The 21,608-nt window shown below is 31.3% G+C and carries 18 protein-coding genes; 14 read left to right on the top strand and 4 right to left on the bottom strand.

Annotated features, from left to right (window positions below):
* Window positions 1–7 precede the first annotated feature (7 nt).
* From HF295_RS06025 to HF295_RS06015, 3 genes are read right to left on the bottom strand one after another with little or no spacing between them, the layout of a single operon-like run.
* Window positions 8–640, bottom strand: coding sequence for an RDD family protein (locus HF295_RS06025; protein WP_312031271.1), 633 nt, complete (start codon window positions 638–640; stop codon window positions 8–10).
* Window positions 637–1,083 (bottom strand): NfeD family protein, encoded by a 447-nt coding sequence (locus HF295_RS06020; protein WP_312031270.1) that lies wholly within the window; start codon window positions 1,081–1,083, stop codon window positions 637–639. Before HF295_RS06020 ends, HF295_RS06025 begins: the two co-directional genes overlap by 4 nt.
* Before the next feature lies 1 nt (window position 1,084).
* Window positions 1,085–1,468 (bottom strand): hypothetical protein, encoded by a 384-nt coding sequence (locus HF295_RS06015; RefSeq protein WP_312031269.1) that lies wholly within the window; start codon window positions 1,466–1,468, stop codon window positions 1,085–1,087.
* Window positions 1,469–1,620: 152 nt separating this feature from the next.
* On the opposite strand from HF295_RS06015, the gene HF295_RS06010 reads away from it, so the two are divergent.
* Window positions 1,621–2,445, top strand: coding sequence for a tRNA lysidine(34) synthetase (locus tag HF295_RS06010; protein WP_312031268.1), 825 nt, complete (start codon window positions 1,621–1,623; stop codon window positions 2,443–2,445).
* A gap of 62 nt (window positions 2,446–2,507) precedes the next feature.
* On the opposite strand, the gene mnmE is transcribed toward HF295_RS06010, so the two are convergent.
* Window positions 2,508–3,857 (bottom strand): tRNA uridine-5-carboxymethylaminomethyl(34) synthesis GTPase MnmE, encoded by a 1,350-nt coding sequence (gene mnmE / locus HF295_RS06005; protein ID WP_312031267.1) that lies wholly within the window; start codon window positions 3,855–3,857, stop codon window positions 2,508–2,510.
* 111 nt (window positions 3,858–3,968) lie between these two features.
* Between mnmE and HF295_RS06000 the strand changes: the two genes are divergently transcribed.
* From HF295_RS06000 to HF295_RS05940, 13 genes are all read left to right on the top strand, one after another.
* The gene (locus HF295_RS06000) at window positions 3,969–4,466 is read left to right on the top strand and encodes a hypothetical protein (protein WP_312031266.1); all 498 of its coding nucleotides are present in this window, start codon (window positions 3,969–3,971) and stop codon (window positions 4,464–4,466) included.
* A gap of 39 nt (window positions 4,467–4,505) precedes the next feature.
* Window positions 4,506–6,440, top strand: coding sequence for a DNA polymerase III subunit gamma/tau (dnaX, locus tag HF295_RS05995; RefSeq protein WP_312031265.1), 1,935 nt, complete (start codon window positions 4,506–4,508; stop codon window positions 6,438–6,440).
* 11 nt (window positions 6,441–6,451) lie between these two features.
* Window positions 6,452–6,760, top strand: a complete 309-nt coding sequence (locus HF295_RS05990; protein ID WP_312031264.1) for a YbaB/EbfC family nucleoid-associated protein — start codon at window positions 6,452–6,454, stop codon at window positions 6,758–6,760.
* A complete protein-coding gene (gene recR, locus HF295_RS05985; RefSeq protein WP_312031263.1) occupies window positions 6,761–7,360 on the top strand; it encodes a recombination mediator RecR in 600 nt (199 codons plus the stop codon).
* An 87-nt stretch (window positions 7,361–7,447) separates the two neighbouring features.
* Window positions 7,448–7,729, top strand: coding sequence for a hypothetical protein (locus HF295_RS05980; protein ID WP_312031262.1), 282 nt, complete (start codon window positions 7,448–7,450; stop codon window positions 7,727–7,729).
* A 36-nt stretch (window positions 7,730–7,765) separates the two neighbouring features.
* A complete protein-coding gene (locus tag HF295_RS05975; RefSeq protein WP_312031261.1) occupies window positions 7,766–9,715 on the top strand; it encodes a lamin tail domain-containing protein in 1,950 nt (649 codons plus the stop codon).
* On the top strand, window positions 9,712–10,521 hold the full coding sequence (locus HF295_RS05970; RefSeq protein WP_312031260.1) for a hypothetical protein: 810 nt from the start codon (window positions 9,712–9,714) through the stop codon (window positions 10,519–10,521). Before HF295_RS05975 ends, HF295_RS05970 begins: the two co-directional genes overlap by 4 nt.
* A gap of 85 nt (window positions 10,522–10,606) precedes the next feature.
* The gene (locus tag HF295_RS05965) at window positions 10,607–11,677 is read left to right on the top strand and encodes an ABC transporter ATP-binding protein (protein ID WP_312031259.1); all 1,071 of its coding nucleotides are present in this window, start codon (window positions 10,607–10,609) and stop codon (window positions 11,675–11,677) included.
* A complete protein-coding gene (locus HF295_RS05960; protein WP_312031258.1) occupies window positions 11,670–12,731 on the top strand; it encodes a carbohydrate ABC transporter permease in 1,062 nt (353 codons plus the stop codon). Before HF295_RS05965 ends, HF295_RS05960 begins: the two co-directional genes overlap by 8 nt.
* Before the next feature lie 15 nt (window positions 12,732–12,746).
* Window positions 12,747–14,204 carry a carbohydrate ABC transporter permease gene (locus HF295_RS05955; protein WP_312031257.1) on the top strand — a complete coding sequence of 486 codons (1,458 nt, stop codon included), beginning with the start codon at window positions 12,747–12,749 and terminating at the stop codon, window positions 14,202–14,204.
* 11 nt (window positions 14,205–14,215) lie between these two features.
* Window positions 14,216–14,899: a hypothetical protein gene (locus HF295_RS05950; protein ID WP_312031256.1), complete on the top strand. Its 684-nt coding sequence runs from the start codon at window positions 14,216–14,218 to the stop codon at window positions 14,897–14,899.
* Window positions 14,900–14,973: 74 nt separating this feature from the next.
* Window positions 14,974–17,007 (top strand): extracellular solute-binding protein, encoded by a 2,034-nt coding sequence (locus HF295_RS05945; protein ID WP_312031255.1) that lies wholly within the window; start codon window positions 14,974–14,976, stop codon window positions 17,005–17,007.
* A 66-nt stretch (window positions 17,008–17,073) separates the two neighbouring features.
* Window positions 17,074–21,591 carry an immunoglobulin-like domain-containing protein gene (locus tag HF295_RS05940; RefSeq protein ID WP_312031254.1) on the top strand — a complete coding sequence of 1,506 codons (4,518 nt, stop codon included), beginning with the start codon at window positions 17,074–17,076 and terminating at the stop codon, window positions 21,589–21,591.
* The last annotated feature ends 17 nt before the right edge of the window (window positions 21,592–21,608 follow it).

The following is a 21,608-nucleotide window of genomic DNA, read 5'->3' as shown; positions in this document are numbered from 1 at the left end:
CCTCCTGTTAAAATTGATTTTCAATTGACTTTTTTGGTTTATAATTCAGAGTAATTTTTGATAAATTATCTCGAATTGTTGTTTTGTTTTTACTTAAAATAATTAAGAATAAATCTAAAATGAAATAAATAGGAATAATAATAAATGCATAGAATAAGTTAAACATAATCAAACCTATAATAAATATATATTTTAGTAATAAATCATGAATGATGATGTTAGCTGTGTTGACGTTACCAACGAGTTCGATATGCATCAATCTTCTACCAGGTGTTATACCTTTTAAAGCTACAACAATAATGATTAGCAAGATAGATATACCTATAAGGTAAAAGGAAATCATATTACTATAATAATCGTATAAGAGTTCATCATAAACTCTTTGATCTATAGAAGATAAGTGATTGATAACTGAGATTTGATTATTTCTTTCTTCAATTTCTTCATTATTTGCGCTTTCTAAATTAGCGTTTTTAACATCGATGACTTCTTGTAGATTTGAATTGATAACATCATAATGTTCGACTCTGTTTTGTAAAATAGGTCTCCCTAATGAAATGAAAGCCAAATAAACGATTAATATAACTAATGATAAATCAATTAAAGCTGATAAAGCTCTTCTTAAATAACCGGCTCTCATTTTTTTCTCTTTACTACAAGTTTTACGCCACTAATAGCTAGTACAATGACGCGTTCATTTTCATAAATATTTTCATTTGAAATAGCGGTCCATTTTTTTCCTTGAATTTTTACTTCACCACGTTCGTTATCGATGATTGGTTTTATACAAATAGCTTCTTGATCTATTAAAGCAGAAGCGTTGGTTCTTATTTCATTTCGATTCATATATTTTTTAAATATAGGTCGCAAACTTAATAACAATAATGTTGAAGTCACAATAAATACAATGACTTGAATCCAAATACTTTCTGTAAAAATAGAAACAATTAACGCAATAAATGCGCCAGCCGCAAACCAAATACTTGATAAATCCATGGTTTCAATTTCAATGAAAAAAGCAACAATGATAATTGCGAACCAAATGAAAATCATATAATTTTCTGTAAAAATATTAAGTACCATATCACATTTCTCCTTTATTTAATTCTATGATGAGCGATTGTTCTGACTCACTCCAGTATGCAGGAAATTTATAGTAGTTATTTTCTTCAAAATTTAATTCTTTTAATTTTGAAATATCTTGAATAAAGTGTTTGTTACTGATTCTTGAATAACTTGATTTGATGGTGATGTTGTGTCTTTGATCCTTAGGTATATATTCTAACTCAATATCGCCTCTTTTAATAGGCTTAATTGCAATTAAATGTTTTTCTTTGTCTATACCTAGTAAGACAACAAAAGCTTTTTCTAAATATGAAGTGGCAGATTTATTTAAGGTAATGTTAGATTCGTATATAGTTGCGACCTCATCCGTTTTCTTTCTTGAAACCCATTTGAAGTTTTTCATGCTTCACCTCCATTATAATACATTCTATTTCTATTAATAATTTTATCATATTATTTTAAATTATTCAATATCATACTGAAATTATTTTTAATTATTTTTAATTATATTTGTATTTGTTATCTATATCTAGTAGTATATTAAAAGGTGATCCTATGAAAACATTTAATGTTGATATATCAAAATCTTTAAATAAAAAATTTAAAAGCAAGTTATTGGCGAAATTTATTAAAGCTATTGATGAATACCGGTTAATACAAGCCGGAGACAAGATTTGTGTGGCAATGAGCGGGGGAAAAGATTCTTTGCTTTTAGCCATGCTTTTCGAAGAATATAAACGTCATTACAGAAATGATGTTGAGATAGTATACCTTATGATGAATTCAGGTTTTAAAGATGAATTTTTAAAAAATCATTTTTCTTTACTAGATCGTATTGGTATTGAACAAATCACCATTGATTCTAAAGTTTATGAAATAGCTAACCAAATGAATCCTCAGGCGCCATGTTTTTTATGTGCTAGAATGAGAAGAGGATTTTTATATTCAAAAGCTAAAGAGTTGGGATGTAATAAGCTTGCGCTCGGTCATCACTTTGATGATGTTATAGAAACAACCTTAATGAATATCTTTTATGCTGGCTCTTTTAAGACGATGTTACCTAAAGTAAAGTCTAGAAATTATGAAGGCCTTGAATTAATTCGACCAATGTACTTAATTAAGGAACATGATGTTAAAAAATTCATGGATTATCACCAACTTATAGTAAGTCATAAAGGTTGTTTGTTTCAAGAAAGAGATAATGAGACCAAACGCCAAGAAATGAAAGAATTAATTTCAAAGTTAAGAAAAGTATATAAAAATATAGATATTAATATTTTCAGATCTGCCGAAAATGTAAATATGGATGCTATATTAGGTTATATTAAAGATGAAGAGAAGTATTCGTATTTAGATTTTTATGATGAAGATGAACAATAAAACAAAAGACATTCAAAAAATATTGAATGTCTTTTTTATTTTACAAGGTTTCATATGAAACATTATTTTCCTAAACAAAATTTTGAAAATAAATGATCGAGCAAATCTTCGTTGGATGATTGGCCGGTGATTTCACCTAAATTCGCCCATGCTTTTCTAAGATCTATTTCAACAAAATCAATGGGTATTTGATTGATAGAAGCTTTTTTTGCGTCAAGCAAAGCTTGTTTTACTTCTTTAAATTTTCCTATGTGTCTTATGTTTGACAACAAGGCTCTGTCACTGTTTAATATCTTTTCATCAATGAATAGTTTTTTTACAGCTTTAGATAACTCTTCAATACCTTCTTTGTTTTTGGCGGATATATTAATGATAGATTCATTGTCTAAATTAATCTTTTTGCCCAAGTCCATTTTATTTCCAAGAATAATACGTTCCTTATTTTTAGTAAGTTCTAAAAGTTCTTTGTCTAAATCTTTTAATTCTTCTGATTGATTTAAAACTAAAAGAATTAAGTCAGCGGATTCAATAGCTTTTTTTGTTTTGTGGATGCCAATGTTTTCTATAACATCTTTAGTGATTCTAATTCCGGCTGTATCAATGAGTTTTAAAATAACCCCATCTAAATTTAAATCTGCTTCAATTAAATCTCTCGTGGTTCCTGATATATCAGTGACAATAGCTCTATCCTCTTTTAATAGAGTATTTAATAAGGTTGATTTACCAACATTTGGTTTGCCGACGATAACAGTTTTAATCCCGTCTCGAATCAATTTTCCAGTTTCCGATTCTTTGATAATCTGTTCGATTTCATTTAATAATATGTCTATATTAGGGATTAGTATCTCATTAGTCATCTCTAACACATCATCATATTCGGGGTAATCAATATTGACTTCTATATTTGCGATAATATTTAATATTCTTTCTTGCAATTCATCTACAAGTCTCTTTACATCACCTTTGAGTTGGTTATTGGCTAACTGGAGTTGCTTATGAGATTTAGCGTTGACTAAGTCCATGATGCTTTCTGCTTCGGTTAAATCAAGACGGCCATTTAAGTAAGCTCTTTTAGTGAATTCACCATTTTGAGCCATTCTTGCGCCATGAGCGATTAACAACTTAAGAATTTCATCAGCGATGAAATTACCGCCATGACAAGAGATTTCAACAACATCCTCTCTTGTAAAAGTCTTAGGTGATTTATAGATGCTAACCATCACTTCATCAATGATATTGTTTTTATCTTGAATATGGCCATAGTGTACGGTATGCGACTTTTGTTTTAACAGATTAGGTCCTTTAAAAACTGAATTTACTATATTAAAACTATCACTACCAGATACTCTTATAACATTGATGGCGCTTGAGCCATCAGCTGTGGTTTTTGCTGCAATGGTATCAAAAATCATATTTAGTTATAAGCAAAAGCTTATATCCTCCTTTCAGATATCTCTTCATTATTGTAACATATTTTATGAATTTGTTGTATAATATACATAGCATAAAAACGAGGTGAACATATGAAAAAATTCAGAAAACCATTTAAATTTTATTTAACATTATTTATTCTATCATCGGTCTTAATAATAGCTTACAGTATTTTTAAGATGATCAGAGATGATACGCCTTTAAGCGACTTATATTCGACATGGTTTATTCCTTTGTTTTTTATTCTTATTTATTGGTCTAGTGATTGGATTCTAGATAAGATTTTTAATCGAAAACAAAAAGTTGATTATGAAAGTAAATTTCTAGATACTATCGGTCAAAAAATGAGAGATGCAAATGCTTTTTTAATTGAAGATTATCGAAGATTACAAATTAACCAAAAATTTCAAGCATCTTTAAAAATCGCTTATAAAATATACATGGATGGTGAGGATGAAGTCTTTACTATAGAAAAGTTAGAGAAAAAATTTAAAAAAGATACCATCGAATATAAAGCCATGCAATTTGTGGTTGACTATCTCAAAGAAAACAGGGATTTGAATGGAAAAAACAAGGAAAATAAGGTATAATAAGTACGATATATTTTTAAGTTTATAGAGGAGGCAAAGATGAGTTATAAAGCATTGTATAGGATTTACAGACCAGCAAGTTTTGATGAGGTTGCTGGACAAAAACATATTACTCAAACTTTAAAAAATGCTTTAAAGAATGATCGTGTTGCCCATGCTTATTTATTCAGCGGACCTAGAGGGACCGGAAAAACATCAATCGCAAAAATTTTTGCTAAAGCAATCAATTGTGTTGAAGCGCCAACGGATAACCCGTGTAACGTTTGTGAAAACTGTTTAGGGATTTCAAATAACACTATTTCAGATGTGATTGAAATTGATGCTGCTAGTAATAATGGTGTAGATGAAATTAGAGAGTTAAGAGATAAGGTTAAATATTTACCTGGCTATGTTAAATATAAGGTTTATATCATTGATGAAGTTCATATGTTATCAACAGGAGCTTTTAACGCTTTGTTGAAAACTTTGGAAGAACCACCACAACATGTTATTTTTATCTTGTGTACGACCGAGCCACAAAAAATACCCGCAACTATTCATTCCCGGTGCCAGCGCTTTGATTTTAAATCAATTTCAAATGCTGATATCATTGATAAATTATTTGAAATCGCTGAACAAGAAAAAATCCAAATTTCTGAAGAAGCTGTTAAACAAATTGCTTCATATGCAGACGGCGGCTTGAGAGATGCTATAAGTTTGTTAGATCAAGTTTATGCATATTCTCCTTCAACAATTAATCTAGACCATGTCAATGAAATTTGTGGAACTGTATCTATGAACAAATTGGTTGAAATGGTGAGTTCGATCATTAAATTTGAACCGTCAAAAGCCATACAATTATTAAGTGATTTATTGAGCGAGGGTAAGGAAATCAAACAAATCACTTTAGACTTGATTGATTTTTTTAAAAACCTTTTGGTTTATAAGAATTTAAATCATATTAATAATTATTCTATTTATAGTGATTATGAAGAGTTTAAAAATTTTGCTTTAAATATAGATAATCATCGTCTATTTAATATTTTAGACATATTAAATCAAACACTTAATGAAATGTCTTGGTCTGGACAAGCTAAAACATATTTAGAATTAGGTTTTTTAAAAATGACTGACCAAGAATTAAAACATTCTTTAGAGTACGCGAATCAAATTGATGCTTTAGAAGAAAGAGTGCGCTATTTAGAAAAAGAATTGAATCAAGTAACTAAATTTAAACCGCTTGTTAAAGAAACTCTATATAAAGAACCTAAAATAGAAGAAAAAACTATTGAAGATAAGGTTTTTATAAATAAAGAGATAGAAACTAATGATGAAAAAGAAATCAATATTATCAGTGATGACTTTCGAGATTCTAAGGATGACGAAGACTCTATAGAAGTCAATGAGTCCGTCAATGATAACATCGATGATGAAGAAACATTAAAAACACTTGATTTAAAAGAAGAGATTAAAAACGATATGTGTACAGATATCTCTAATACATATGATATTAAGTTTGTGGAAGAGGTTTTAAATAATGGTGATGTTTCTGATCGTAAATACTTAAATGATGAATGGTATGGTTTTGAAAGAGGATTAGATAATAAGGATGATAGATATATAGCATCTTTGTTTGAATCAGGACAAGTCGTTGCTTCTAAAAAGAATAAAATTATTATTACTTTTTCAAGTGCAACTATTTGTAACAAGTTAATGACACTTCAAAATAAAAACTTGATGAGAAATGTCTTATATAATAAATTTAATCGCGAGATTGATTATATGGCTTTACCTACGAATGTATTTGATGATATTACAGAAGAATTTAAAGAAATGTACCGTAAAGGTGTGAAATATATACAATTATCACAAATTTATTGTGATGGTCTAAAAGATGTATCCCAAATGAGCGAAACTACTGAACAGGAACAAGAATCAAAAATTGTATCAGAAGCAAAAAGCGCGTTTGGAGATTTGGTGAAAATTAAGCCTTAGGAGGAAATTTTATGTTTAATCCACAAATGATGCAAAATTTTAATAAAATGAAAGAAGATCTAAAAGATGTTCAAGATCAAGTATACCAATCAATTTTCTATGGACAATCTGGTGGTTCTGCAGTTAAAGTAAAAATTAAAGGAAATAAACAGGTCTTAGCTGTTGATATTGATAAAAATAAGGTTGATGTAGAAGATTTTGATTTGATAGGAGATATGGTGGTAGCCGCCATGAATGATGCGATTAAAAAGGCAGATGCTGAGTTACAATCTGCTATTGAGTCTGTCACTCAAGGCATGTCTATCCCTGGGTTATTCTAGATGAACTTTCCAAAATCAATTGAAAATTTAATTACAGAGTTTATGAAGTATCCTGGTGTTGGCAGAAAAACAGCAGAAAGATTTGTTTTTCATACCATCAATAAACTAGACAAAGAAGAAGTTAAAACCATGGTTCAAGCTTTTATAGATTTAAAAGACAATATCAAGCATTGTCAAGTATGCCATAATTTGACGGATGATGATGTCTGTCATATATGTAAAGATGAACATAGAGATTCTTCAATCATTTTGGTTGTTGAAAATGCTAAGGATGTTTTTTCTATAGAAGAAACATCACAATATAAAGGTTTGTATCATGTGTTAAACGGAGTTTTGTCTCCAGCTGATGGTATAGGACCTGATGACTTGTTTTTAAAAGATTTATGGGATAGGGTTAGTAAAGATAAAGTTAAGGAAATTATCATCGCTACTTCATCGACTCAAGAAGGCGAAACAACAGCTTTATATATAAAAAGAGTATTAGAAAATACTGATTTGATTATATCGAGAATAGGTTATGGTGTACCTGTCGGATTGAATTTAGAATATGCAGATCAACTCACTTTATCGAAAGCTATCGAAAATAGAAAAAAAATATAAGTTTTTTCATAAATTTTTACTTAAAAAAATATAAACAATGTGTTATTATATATTGATACCTTATAAATGAATTATGGGAGGCACACAATGCATCGAATTAGTTTGATGAAAACTTTAGCGGTTATGGATACTGTTAATGACAGTTTAAGGAAGCTTATTGATAGTATTGTTTTCTATCTAGAAAACATTGAGCCATGGGCTGCCAGTCTGGTTTTATTCGCTGTTGCTATTTTAACTTTAGTAGGCTTGTTTGTAATGATTAAAAAATTCATTAAAACATTCATAATACTAGCAGTGCTAGCTGGTGCATTTTATCTCATCAAGGAATACACAAACATATTGGATAATATCTTGAAGATTTTTATATAATTTTCAAGATTTTTTGCCATGAAGGAGAGTTTTACAATGAAGAATAAATTTATTTTATCTCTTGTTTTTGTCATGGGATTATTTGTTTTCATCTCATGTACTGGAGATTCAAGTACTTTAGAACCTACTGAATCTACGACTTTGGAGCAGACAACTGAAGAAATAACATCAGATTTAACGACTGAAGAACCTACAGAAGCTCCAACTCAAGAACCAACCACAGAAGAACCAACGACAGTGGAAATCACAACTGAAGAACCTACAACAGAAGAACCGACAACAATTGCTTCTGTTGTTTTGCCCGATTTAAATGGTTTAAGTGAAAATGAAATCATTGATTCGTTTAATGCCTTATCTTTATCTTATAACTTTATTTATGAAAGTGATTTAGATGAAGAAGAAGGTACTTTTATTAGATATGGTTCATCTTTTGAAGAAGGACAAAGTGTTTTTGTTAATGAAACAATTGAAGTTGTTTTATCAACCCAAACTATATATTTACCAGATTTAACTGGCTTAAAGGATATCGATATTGATAGATACTTAATGAGAAGAGGAATCACAAATTATGATATTGAAATTATTACTGACAATAGCGTGGAAGACCAAACTTTTGCTGGTTATAAGGATCATCAAATAGGAGATATTGTTTCGCCAGATGAAGAGTTTATAATTTATGTTGGTTATAATTCTGCTCAATTACCTGACTTAGATGGGAAAATTAAAAGACAAATTTCTAGTGAATTATCTGCTTTAATGATTAATTATACTTTCTCATATGTTTTGGATGATGATTATCCTGAAGATACTTTTGCTTATTATGTTGATCATCAAGCTGGAGATTATTATGACGAAGTATCTACTATCGAAGTTGTTTTATATAAGAACAGTTTTACTGATGATGAAACTTCATTAATGATTTCTAAATATATTGATAGTGACACTGATACTGGTTTAGAAATTTATAATGCTACTGATACTACTATTGACTTATCAAATTATCATATCGCTATTTTTGAATACGGTTCATATGAAGTCACCCATAGGGTAGACCTAGATGGGCAATTACTTGCCAACGAAACTTATTTAATAGTTGCGAAAAGTTCAACCGCTTCTTTACAAAGATATGCTGATTTAAGATCAGATGATTTGATTTTTGATGGAAATGATACCATTCAATTAAGAGTCAACCAAAATAACACCTATATTGATACCATTTATCAAGTTGGTGATAGAACATCTTTAATGGACAATGAAATTTTCGTTAGAAGAAGTACTATCGAATCAGGAAGTCGAATATTTAATATTTTTGATTGGCAAAGTTTTGTTCCAGGATATTTTGAAATCCTTGGTGAACACCCTATTTCTAATGAGTTACAGTTAACGATGGATCAGTTCACTATTTCAGAAATGTTAGGGTATGGTTTTTACGCTGAAGAGTCTGGATTAGTTTCAGTGACTTTAGGTCATATTAGTGACGGAGATACTGTTGCTTTTTCTCCAGGTTTTGATGGAGATCAAAGAGTAAGGTTTTTAGGAAATGATACTACTGAAACTAGACCTGTTATTGGTCAAGACGAGTATGGCAATAATATTTATGGAGATCCTGAACCTTGGTCTTTAGAGGCGAAAGCCTATACAACAACAATTTTGCAATATGCAGCAAACAATAATAAAAAAATCTATTTACAAAGCGATCCTGACTTAGGAACACAAGATAATTATTCAAGACATCTAGGTTTAGTTTGGGTTGATTTAGGAACTGATATATTATCTATAGATATCTTAAATAGTAGTGGAGAATTAGTATATACTGAATATTTAACCGGTATGGTTTTAGTGAATTATCAATTGGTTAAAAACGGATTTAGTAGAGATGAATATAATACAACTTCTAGATTAATTGTTAACAATAGATATATGTATAGATGGTTTGATGAAGCAGAAAAATTTGCTAAAGATAATAATTTAGGGTTCTGGGAATGAAAGTATTCGGAAGATTCTTATATGCAATGTTTGCGGTAGGGATATTTCTGGTTGCTTTTCAACTATCAGTTCAATGGGTTTTTCAAAAATATGTAGAAGATGTTTTTGGCAACTCATTGACAGATGAAAATTCTGATTTACCTGATTTTTATTATTTCTATGCATCTTTGCCAGATTATCATAAAGAAGAGCCGCTTATCGAAATTAATGAAAACGGCTATCAAATAAGAGCCTTTGAAATAGTTAGAACTGAAATCAAAGAAGATATTTTAACCGTTAATGAATTTATGCTTTTCTTGATTTATCACGAAGATCCTAATGCTTTAAAAGATATTGATAAAATAAGAATATCTAACGGTCTTACTAAAGATCAAATTGACATTCAAGTGGCACCATATAAAGAGTTGGATATTTTAGTTTCTATCGATTTAGATACTCAATATATTGAGTATATTATTAATAAAGATCTTATTGATTTTTCTAAAAATTATGATTCTTTATTGTTGATCGACCAAAATCAAACCACTTTATTTGAAAGCGCTTTTAATTTATCAGATGAAAGTTTTATGATTAAAGGTAATATAGAAGGATATTATGAAGAGTATGAGAATTTGCCTGAAGATGAGTTAAATGGAATAGGCGTTTATAGTCAAGATAAAGACATTACCAATAACTCGAAGATAGTTGATGAATATTTATACATATTCGGCATTGTTTTTGGGGCATATTTTGTGGTATTAATCGTTGCGACGTACTTAATTTTCTTTAAAAAAAGAAAAGAAAAGCCAAAAGCTTTTCTAGGTTAATGACGACTCAACATTTATATAAATGGATCATCTCTAAGATCCAAAAATAATTAATATAAACTATTTGTTTAGGGGGACATAATAAATGGAATTAAGATTAGAGAATTTAACTAAGATTTTCACAAATAAGACTGGTACTGATACAAGAGCTGTTGATGATTTATCGATTACGATAGAATCAGGTACTCTTGTTGGTTTATTAGGGCCGTCTGGTTGTGGGAAATCAACTACACTTTTCATGATTGCCGGCTTGTTAAAGCCTACGAGTGGAAAGATCTTTTTTGGAGATGATGATGTTACAAAATTAGCTCCAGAAAAAAGAGGTATTGGATTGGTGTTCCAAAATTATGCGTTATATCCACATATGACCGTATATAAAAACATCATGTTTCCATTAGAAAACATGGATGTGCCAAGAGATGAAGCGATTGCTAGAGTTAAAGAAATGGCTAATTTGGTTGGTATTGGAACAATGTTGGACAGAAAACCTGCTCAGTTATCAGGTGGACAGCAACAACGTGTTGCAATTGCTAGAGCGTTAGTAAAAAAACCAAGAGTATTACTATTGGATGAGCCTTTATCGAATTTAGATGCTCGTTTAAGATTGCAAATGCGTGAAGAGATTAAAAGAATTCAAAGAGAAACTGGTATTACAACTGTTTTCGTAACTCATGACCAAGAAGAAGCTATGAGTATTTCAGATAAAATGGTTGTTTTAAACTTTGGTGTTGAACAACAATACGCTGCGCCACAAATCATGTATAACGAGCCAGCTAACTTATTTGTTGCTAAATTCCTAGGTAATCCTCCAATTAATACTTTAGAAGCAGACATTAAAAATGGTTATTTAATGATTAATGACCAAAAATTCATGAAATTTAATGTTAAAGATGGTTCATATATGATTGGTATGAGACCAGAACACTTTAGAGTCGCGGAAAAAAATTCTGAAGAAAAAGTTAAAGTTGATATCAAAGAAATCTTCCATGTAGGTAGAGATACAATGATTCACTTTGAATTAAATGGACAAAACATTAGAGCTTTGGTTGATTCAGATTCAGTGGAAGATAACGATAATACTGTTGAACTAACATTAAGAAGAAACAGAATTTATATCTTTGATAAAGATACTGGAAAGGTAATTGATCATGACTAATGTAGTGAATAATATAAAAAGCTTCTTTGGAAAAATATTTACAGTTATTAAGACATTTTTCTGGGATACAAGAAGGTTTTTTAATGTTCAAAAAAGAAAAGTTGGAGCTTATTTAGATAAAAGAGATATGAATCTTGCAACTAAATTTCCTGGATGGGCTAGAGCTTTACTTTATTTATCTCCTGCATTAATTGTTTTAGCGGTTTTTACTTTTTGGCCGATTATTAATGCCTTTAGATTATTAACTTACGAAAATTATGACATGGTTAATAATACTGTTTCAGGTTATACAATCTTTGGTAACTTTATTAGAGTTATTAATGATGAGAGTTTCATGGTAGCTGCTGGGCATACAGAAGGTACAGCGATATTAAATACGATTATTATTGTTTTTATATCAGTTCCCTTATCTATCTTTATTGCCTTATTTATTTCAGTAGCCTTAAATTCTATTAAACCATTAAAGAGTTTCTTCCAAACAATTTATTTCTTACCTTATGTAACCAACACCATTGCTATTGGTTTGGTTATCGCTTATATGTTTAAAACTGATGGTGGATTGGTCAATGATTTGTTTGGTTTAGGGAAGTTTTCTTGGGTTGAATCTGGAGCTGAGTATTGGAGATCAATGTTCGTATTGATTTTCTATTCTATTTGGGGATCTTTAGCATTTAAAATCATGGTATTTTTAACCAGTATCCAAGGTATTGATAAGCAATATTATCAAGCCGCCGCCATAGATGCGACACCTAGAAGAAGAATCTTTTCTAGAATTACTGTCCCTCTAATTTCACCGATGATATTTTATATTTTAGTAACATCAGTGATTGGTGCATTTAAAATTTATAATCAAATCGTAGCATTGTTCGGTGTAAATGGTAAACCTGCAGGGGTTAACTATACGATGCAATCTATCGTTATGTATATCTATCAATATATCGGCGCTAACGGTAACTTAGGTGTTGCTGCTGCCGGTTCATTAATCTTGTTCACAATCATTTTGATCCTTACTTTGGTTCAAATGCAAGTCAGCAAGAAACGTGTACATTACTAGGAAGGGGGATATAAAATGAATAGAGAATTATTTAAAAAATCTAATAAAATAGAAAAATTCACTTTTATATTTGACTTCATATCGATTATTGCTTATATATCATTGTTCTTAATGATATTTGGTATGCTTCAATTACCCCTTGATCCAGTAACTGGAGAAGTTAGTCTTGAAAAAGTTGAGACAGTTACCTATTCTTATAGTTTGTTCGGAAACATAGTTTCAAACGATACAATGAATTTGTTAATGTCTTTACTAGTTATTTTCATGATTGTTTCAGTACCAATGTTTGTTGTTAATATTAAAAAATTAAGAACTCGTACCATTTATGAAGTTGATTCATATGTTGCTGCTTCTAAATTTACACAAGCAATTATTAATTTATTATCATTAAATATTGTTGGTGCTGTATTAAGAATTTGGAATATGTTTGTTCTTATTGATTTTGTTAAAGGTTATAAACCATTAGATTTCTTTAAAAGTATTATTCCAGCTGTAAAAGCTAAATTTAAAGAATTAACAAAAAAGAAAGAAAAACTTGAAGATTCTGATTACGATGAAGCAACGCTTACACTTAAGAAAAATATTAGAAGACAAAATATTGCTTATGTATTTAGACTATTATTTACTTATTTGTTCTTGATATTCATGGCATTAATTATTGTCATTCCATTCTATTGGATGATTTTGACTTCTTTAAAATCATTTACAGGAGCTACTAAGCTAAATCCAGACTTCTATATTTCTTTAAGTCAAATGAATTGGGTAAACTTTAAAGTCGTATTAGAAGCTTTAAACTTTGGTTTATATATTAAAAATACTGTGATTGTTGCTGTGTTCTCTACAATGGGGACCATTATCACAACTATTTTATCGGCATATGCATTTGCGAGAATTGAATTTAAAGGTAGAGAATTATTATTTTCAATCTTGATTATGACCATGATGATTCCTGGTGAATTATTTGTTATTACAAACTTTATTACAGTAAGTAAAAATGGATTAGGTTGGATTGGTTCAGGAAATGACCAATATTTCTTAGCTATGATTATTCCGTTTATTACTAGTATTTCATTCATCTTCTTCTTGAGACAAAACTTTAAGCAAATTCCTGAGTCTTTATATAAGGCAGCTAGAGTTGATGGATGTAGTGATTTTAAATACTTAACAAGAGTTATGGTTCCAATCGCAAGTCCTACTATTTTCACAATTACAATTCTTAATGTATTTTCATCTTGGAACGCATATATTTGGCCAAGAATTATTACAGGTTTAGATCCGATCACTGGTAAAGATTATTGGTTAATATCAAATGCCTTAAGAGACGCTAGTTTCGTTCAAGAAGGAACTGGACGTGTTATGTATAACCTTCAAATTGCTGCCAGTACATTAGTTACAGTGCCTTTATTAATTGTTTTCTTTGCTTTTAGAAAATATATTATGAATGGTATTGGACGAAGCGGTACGAAAGGGTAAGGAGGTAGATTATGAAAAAAGTAATATTATTAACATTATCCTTAGTTTTGGCTTTTACAATGATGGCTTGTCCAGCAGTCATCAATACAGCGCCAGGATTTAAACGTATAGTGATGATCGATGGTGAGGAAGAAATGATTAACCTAAGATCTTTAAATACAGATACATATGAAAAAGATAAAGCGGCTTTTGAAACTGTAGAGGCTAACAAGTTAGAAGCCAACCCTGAATATGAAGTTAAGGAATTTAACCCGCTTGAGTATTACGATGAATACTATATTTTATATGCTCATCCTGAAGGTGAAGATTTAATTCCTGAAGATGTGGTTACTTACTTACTAGAAGAAACAGATATGATGGCTGTAGATTATCTTCAAGATTATGTTGAAGTTGGATTAGATAGAAATTATTTAGACTTATCTGACACTGTTATTTTAACTTCGTTTTACGAAATTTGGATTGATGGTGATGATGCTAATTTTGATGGTGTTGTAAATGAAGAAGATGAGCAATATTATGGTCAATTTATGACTGATGAAGATGGTAATTATGTTTATAACTCAGGTTTAAGTAGAATGAGAAGAAAGAATGTTGGTGATATTACCGAAGTTGCCTTTTATGTGGAAGATAATGAAGGTAAATCAACATCTATTCGTGGGTTAATTGTTATCGTCGAAAACAATGATGAGAACTAGATATTTTAATTATATTTTAAATATAGTATAATAAGAATAAAGCTAGATAAATAAAGAATTTGAGGAGGAAAATAATGAAAAAGAAATTATTGAGTATATTCTTCTTGGCATTATTTGCTATTGCATTAATTGGATGTGATGGTAATGGAGTTGTTACAGAAGAACCAACAGGTGAAGTTACAACAGAAACACCAACAGAGGCACCAACAGAGGAACCTACACAAGCACCTACTGAAGAGCCTACACAAGCACCTACTGAAGAGCCTACAGAAGCTCCAACAGAAGGACCTACTGAAGAGCCTACAGAAGTTCCAACAGGAGAAGTTACTACTGAAGTTCCTACGGAGGAACCTACAGCAGTTACAACTGAAGAGCCAACGACTGGTGAAGATCCAAACACAGATACTGCACCTACATTCGTAGGTTTATTCCCTAACCAATCATATTACTTAGGTTCTCAAGACTATGATATCTTAGATGGAGTTAAAGCTATGGATGCTGAAGATGGAGATATCACTGCTGATATCGAAGTTTATGGTAGATATACATTAACTCGTAAAGGTTTTTATGAAGTATATGTTGGAGTAGAAGATAGTGATGGAAACTATATTGAAAGATTGGTTACAATTACTGTTAAAGAATTAACTGAGTATTCAATTCCAGATGAATTAACGACTGAACCAATTACCATTACTTTATATCATTCTAATGGTGATACTATTTCAGCAGCACTAAATTCATATGGCCAATCATTTGAAGCTTTATATCCAAATATTACAGTTGTCATTGAAAAATCAGCTGCTACTTATGATGAGTTAAGAGAAAATACAGTAAACGCTATTAAAGGTGGAACCTTACCAAATATCATTCAAGGTTACCCTGACCATGTTATGGAATATATCGATTATGAAGCTGTTATTCCACTAACACCATTTATCTATCATCCAACATTTGGTTTTAATCCTGACGTTGTTGAAGAATCATTCTTAGATATCGTTTTATCATATCGTCAAGAAAATTCACAATATACAACTGATGGTGAATATTATTCATTACCATTCAATAAATCAACAGAAGTTATGATTTATAATAAAACCTTGATAGATGCTTTAATAGATGAAGGTATTATTGATGAAATTCCTAACACTTGGCAAGGTTTGTTTGCTATTGCTGATGATATGACTAGAGTTGCAGTAGAAGATGGTGGAATTATTGACCAATTAATGGATGTTTTAAATAGTTCAACAGATCCAAACCATCATAAAACTCCTGCTGAAATTATAGCAATCAAAGATAATTTTATTCCTATTTCTTATGATTCACCTGCAAATGCCTTCATTACTTTAACAAGACAATGGGGTGGACAATATACAGGTTTAGATTCAAATAGAGATGGAGAAATCTTATTTGATAGCCCTCAAACAAGAGCTATGTTAAGTTATTTCTTTGACTATAGAGATGTTGTAGGAGAACCTGGTGTATTTACTATTCCTGGTAGATGGGGTATCCAATATGCATCAGATGCTTTTAAAACTGGTCAAACAGTTGTGACATTTGGTTCAACTGGTGGAGCTAGATATAATACACCAACCTTAGTAGATGTTAATAACACAACAACAACTGATGATGATATTCTTTCATTCGAATTTGGTGTTGCTCCAATGCCATATAACGCTGATATGCCTGAAAATAGAACAGCAATTCAACAAGGTACTAATATGTCAATCACATCAGCTGGTACTGATCAACAAAAATTAGCATCATGGTTATTCTTAAAATATTTAACTAGTAAAGAAGTACAATTAGACTTTGCTAAACAAACTGGATATTCACCAGTTAGAAATACTGTTTATGCAGAAGAATCATACATTAACTTTACTAATGGATTTAAAGAAGATGGCGTTACACCTGAAAAAGGTGAAATGTTAATGAAAGCATATGCAGCGCAAGCAGCAGCTTTACAATCAGAATACTTATTCTTTGATCAAGCATTTGTTGGATCATCACAAGTAAGAGCTGATGTTGAAGATGCCTTTGGCCGTGTTATGTTAGGTACAGATGGTACCAAAGAACAAATTATTGAAGATGCTATTGCAGCAGCAAAATAGGTATTAAATTAATTTGAAATATTAATTTAAACATAAATTTACATATTCTTTTAAAGGAGGAATAAAATGAAGTTTAACAAAAAGTTATTAAGTTTTATCTTCTTAGCATTATTTGCAGTTGTTCTTATCGGCTGTAATGGAGATGAAACAACGCTTGAGCCTACAGATGCTCCGACGACAACTGAAGCGCCTACTGAAGCGCCAACAGAAGAACCGACAGAAGAGCCAACTCAAGCTCCAACAGAGGAACCTACAGAAGCTCCAACAGAGGAACCTACAGAAGCTCCAACTGATGAGCCTACAGAAGCTCCAACAGAAGAGCCAACAGAGGAACCTACTACAGAAGAGCCAACTACAGAAGAACCTACATTACCAGTTACAATTGAAGTAGCTCTTAATACGTTAATTATGCTTTATGACGAATTTGAAGACGATACATATGTTGTAACAAGTGATGTAACATTTAGACAAGATGTTATGGGTTATGCAGTAACTTGGGAAAGTTCTGATACTGATTATTTAGCTAATGATGGTACAGTAACTAGACCAACAAAAACTGTTGGAGACCAAACATTATTCTTAGATGTTACCTTATCTTATGGTTCACAAGAAGAAATGTATACATTTATTGTGACTATTGGTGCATTAGAAGATTATACTGATCAAGAATACGCTGATCAAGTCTTCTTAGTTGCAACAGCATTCCCTAATAAAGAAGTATGGACATTTGCTGATTCATTAATTTTACCTGAAAAAGGTACTGATAAAGATGGAAATGTATATGACATTACTTGGTCAAGTTCACATCCAGCAGTTATTACAGCAGAAGGTGCTATCATTCCTGATGATACTCAAGCAACGACTGTAACTATGACTGCATCTATCACAATTAATGATGAAGAATTTACAGCAGATGCTGTATTCAATGTTGGTATTATGCCTACATTTGATGTAGATACTGATTCAATCGCTACTGCTTTAGCTGGAGCCAATATTGGATCATACGTTAGAATTACTGGTGTAACAGTTATCGGTATTTCTTCAAACGGATATTTCTACACTGATGGAGAAGACATTGGATTTGCTCATGCATCTGGTTTACCTGCGGAAATTAATGACGTTGTAGATATCCTTGGTTCAGTGGCTGAATACTATGGATACATGCAACTTGGAGATGATAAAACTGATGGAACAAAAGTTGTTTGGACAGTTCCTTCTACAGAAGCAATTTCAACTCCTAAAATTAATGCTGGAACAATCGATACAATTATCGCTGATGGACCAGCTGCAGCAGGAGATTACAAATTGTTTGGAATGTATGAAATTACTGGTAGAATTTATTATGCACCAGGAAATAGTGATCCAGTATTCATAGTGCCTTCTGATTATGATTTCGTTAATAACTATGACGAAAATTCTAAACCAGTTGGATCTGCATTAGAAATTTATGACTATGCTAATGATACAGAATTAATTCCATTCCATGGATTTGAAGTGACTATTCATGTAATCCCTAACGGATATCATTCAGGTCATAGTAACCATTATGTATGGTATGTATATACTAAAGATGAAGTAGTTGCTCATTTTGACACAGAAGCGGATAGAATTGAAGCAGCATTAAATACTTTAATGTACCCTGAATTCATCGTTGAAGATACAAAACTTGATATGCCTACATCTGCTTTAGGTGTTAACTTTACTTATACAAGTTCAGATAACACAATCATTGATCCAGCAACTGGTAACGTATATGCTGAAGCTTTAACATCACAAGTGACAGTTACAATCACTGTTAATGCTGAAAGTAACTCTGTTACAGATTCTAAAGTATTTGAAATTAAAGTTGGTGAATTACAATTGACTGATATTTCAGACGTATTAGATGCAAGTTCTGGTAAGTTTAAAATTGAAGGTATCATTATTTCTGGTGAATACCAAAATACTTACTTCATTCAAGATGCTACTGGAGCTATGGCTTTATATACTGGTAGTTCATCATTAGAAACTTTATTACAAAATAATTTAGGTAATGTTGTTACGATTACTGGTACGAGAGGTGCATACAAAGGCTTAGAACAAATCAATGTTGAAACTGTTGATTTCGTAGAAGCTGGAACAATGCCTGATCCTACTAACTTAGATGCATTAGAATTAACATCAGCTAATTTATTACCTTACCAAGGTTACGTAGTTGAATTAACTAGCATGATTGTTACTGATATTGCAGTTGATACTTATGGAAACATCGTATTAACATTAACTCATTTAGTTAATGGTACAACAGTTCAAGCTAAATGGGATTCACGTGTTACATTGCCTACTGCTTTAGACACAGCTTTAAAAGCTCTTGTTGAAGGTGATGCAATTGATATCGTTGCTCCATTAGGTTGGGCAGATGGTCCGTTAGTGTATATTTCTACATCAGCTATGATTGAAAAAATTACTTTATCTGATGGCCAAAAATTAGCTGCTGATAAAGCTGGATTAGATTTTGGTGGTAACCTTTACGAAGATACAGTTATCTCATTACCATTAGTTGGTACTAACGGCTCTACAATTGCTTGGGCAATTACTGCTGGAGATACTAATGCAACACTTGTTGATGGTGATTTAACTGTTACTATTCCTACTGAAGATGCAACTTTAGAAATCACTGCTACAATTACTTTAGGTGAAGCTAGTGATACTGCAGTATTTACTTATACTTTAATGAATATTACAAAAGTTAACTTAGGTGATTTTAGTAGTCAAACACTTGGCGAAGTTGTTGCTGTTCAAGGTGTAGTATACGCTGTTATCGGTAACGGATTCTTTATTGAAGACGCTACTGGAGCATTGTTCGTATTCTCTTACGATGCAACATACAATGTTGGTGATGAAGTTGAATTATTAGGTGAAGTTGCTTCTTATGAAGGATCTTTCCAATTATCAAACTTAATTTCTTTACCTGCTCCATTATCAACTGAAAACTCAATTGAAATGGAAGCTATTATGTATGAACATGGCACAACTACTTTAGTAGCTGCTCAACTATACACAGTTATTGGTACAGTAGCTATTGAAGGTTCATATAATAATGTTTACATTTATGTAAATGAAACTGATAAATTTGAAGTTTATTACAGATCTCCTTCTACATCAATCGATGCTTTAGAAGCTATGGTTGGTGAAGTTGTTGCAGTAGATATGATCTATTACAATGGTGGAGATACATTCGCTTATACAGGCGAAACTGATGGTGTAAAACCATATTTTGAAGTAACTGATTTCACTGAATTAGTTGCAAAGACTGATGGAACAAACTATGATATAGCTGCTGATTCATTAGTTAAAATCACTGGTGTTGTTACAGGTAATTCATTTGATGGATTATTCTTACAAGATGCAAATGGCGTAGGATTCTTCTTATACAAACCATTTGAAACTGGTATTAATATCGGGGATGAAGTAACTTATTTAGGTACAGTTGGCGCTTATAATGGTGCTAGACAATTAGCATACGGCGCAAGCTTAGTTGAAGTTGTTTCAACTGGTAACGATTTAATCGTTACCAGTGTTACAGCAGATGAAATTAACGCTTTCGGTGAAGCTGATGCTGGAACACTTTATAGTTTTGATGGATTCACATTAAAAGAAATTGATGGAAATACAATGGTATTAGAATATCTTATGGCTGATGGAGTAACAACAGGTATCGTAAATGTTAGATATTATACTAACTGGGATGACTTAGAAACAATTGCTGAACAATATGCAATTGGCGCTGCTTTACCTACTATTGAATTTATAGTTTATAACTATAGAGATGGTTTAGTTCAAGCTGACGTTTTAGCTGCTCATTTCACAGATGCTGAATATATTCAATTTGATGCTAATGAAGTTCCTGACACATTAGAATTAAGTGAAGATCTCATTATTCCTACAGCTGAATTTGGTTCAACTTATACAATCACAGATATTACTGGAGACGCTGCTACATTCTTAGATTACACTACAACTCCTGGAACTATCTTAGTGACTCAACCTGCTATTGGACAAGCAGATGCAACTGGTACAATGACTGTTGAAGTATCTTTAGGTACTGAAACTCCTATCGTTGTAAATGTAGCGCTTACTGTTAAAGCTGAAGTAGATCTTTCTGGAGAAACAACTTATACAGAAACATTTACTAATTTAGATCTTACTGGAACATCATATGCTGCTGGATCATTTGTTGGAGATAATAGTATTACTTGGAGTTATACAGAATCTAGAGGTGATTTTACTTTAGATGGAAAAGCTATTATGTTAGATAAAAATGGAGATGGATCTTCTTTATCTGCAACAATTCAAGGTGGAATTTCAAGTTTTTCTTTGGACTTCTATGATGCCTATAGTGGTGCTGCACAAGTTGAATTGTGGATTAATGGTACATTAATTGCAACTTCAGTATCATTTGACGATGATGGAGATGGTTCAGTTTATGAAACATTTGTTGTAACTGACATTAATATTTCTGGAGAATTTACAATCCAAATATTAGCTGCTGGTTCTCAAATGGCTATAGATAATCTTACTTGGACTACATATACAGCTGAATAATTATTACTAAATATTTT

It is taken from the genome of Hujiaoplasma nucleasis (genome assembly GCF_013745115.1).
In the GTDB taxonomy this organism is placed as follows: domain Bacteria; phylum Bacillota_I; class Bacilli_A; order Izemoplasmatales; family Hujiaoplasmataceae; genus Hujiaoplasma; species Hujiaoplasma nucleasis.
This window is presented reverse-complemented; position numbering and strand designations above follow the sequence as displayed.

Excerpts from the sequence above, each read along its gene's own strand:
- HF295_RS05960 (WP_312031258.1), top strand. The coding sequence starts at position 11,670 with ATGACTAATGTAGTGAATAATATAAAAAGCTTCTTTGGAAAAATATTT.
- HF295_RS06000 (WP_312031266.1), top strand. The coding sequence starts at position 3,969 with ATGAAAAAATTCAGAAAACCATTTAAATTTTATTTAACATTATTTATT.
- HF295_RS06010 (WP_312031268.1), top strand. The coding sequence starts at position 1,621 with ATGAAAACATTTAATGTTGATATATCAAAATCTTTAAATAAAAAATTT.
- dnaX (WP_312031265.1), top strand. The coding sequence starts at position 4,506 with ATGAGTTATAAAGCATTGTATAGGATTTACAGACCAGCAAGTTTTGAT.
- recR (WP_312031263.1), top strand. The coding sequence starts at position 6,761 with ATGAACTTTCCAAAATCAATTGAAAATTTAATTACAGAGTTTATGAAG.
- HF295_RS05945 (WP_312031255.1), top strand. The coding sequence starts at position 14,974 with ATGAAAAAGAAATTATTGAGTATATTCTTCTTGGCATTATTTGCTATT.
- HF295_RS05980 (WP_312031262.1), top strand. The coding sequence starts at position 7,448 with ATGCATCGAATTAGTTTGATGAAAACTTTAGCGGTTATGGATACTGTT.
- HF295_RS05990 (WP_312031264.1), top strand. The coding sequence starts at position 6,452 with ATGTTTAATCCACAAATGATGCAAAATTTTAATAAAATGAAAGAAGAT.
- HF295_RS06015 (WP_312031269.1), bottom strand. The coding sequence starts at position 1,468 with ATGAAAAACTTCAAATGGGTTTCAAGAAAGAAAACGGATGAGGTCGCA.
- HF295_RS05955 (WP_312031257.1), top strand. The coding sequence starts at position 12,747 with ATGAATAGAGAATTATTTAAAAAATCTAATAAAATAGAAAAATTCACT.
- HF295_RS05950 (WP_312031256.1), top strand. The coding sequence starts at position 14,216 with ATGAAAAAAGTAATATTATTAACATTATCCTTAGTTTTGGCTTTTACA.
- HF295_RS05940 (WP_312031254.1), top strand. The coding sequence starts at position 17,074 with ATGAAGTTTAACAAAAAGTTATTAAGTTTTATCTTCTTAGCATTATTT.
- HF295_RS05975 (WP_312031261.1), top strand. The coding sequence starts at position 7,766 with ATGAAGAATAAATTTATTTTATCTCTTGTTTTTGTCATGGGATTATTT.
- HF295_RS05965 (WP_312031259.1), top strand. The coding sequence starts at position 10,607 with ATGGAATTAAGATTAGAGAATTTAACTAAGATTTTCACAAATAAGACT.
- HF295_RS06025 (WP_312031271.1), bottom strand. The coding sequence starts at position 640 with ATGAGAGCCGGTTATTTAAGAAGAGCTTTATCAGCTTTAATTGATTTA.
- mnmE (WP_312031267.1), bottom strand. The coding sequence starts at position 3,857 with ATGATTTTTGATACCATTGCAGCAAAAACCACAGCTGATGGCTCAAGC.
- HF295_RS05970 (WP_312031260.1), top strand. The coding sequence starts at position 9,712 with ATGAAAGTATTCGGAAGATTCTTATATGCAATGTTTGCGGTAGGGATA.
- HF295_RS06020 (WP_312031270.1), bottom strand. The coding sequence starts at position 1,083 with ATGGTACTTAATATTTTTACAGAAAATTATATGATTTTCATTTGGTTC.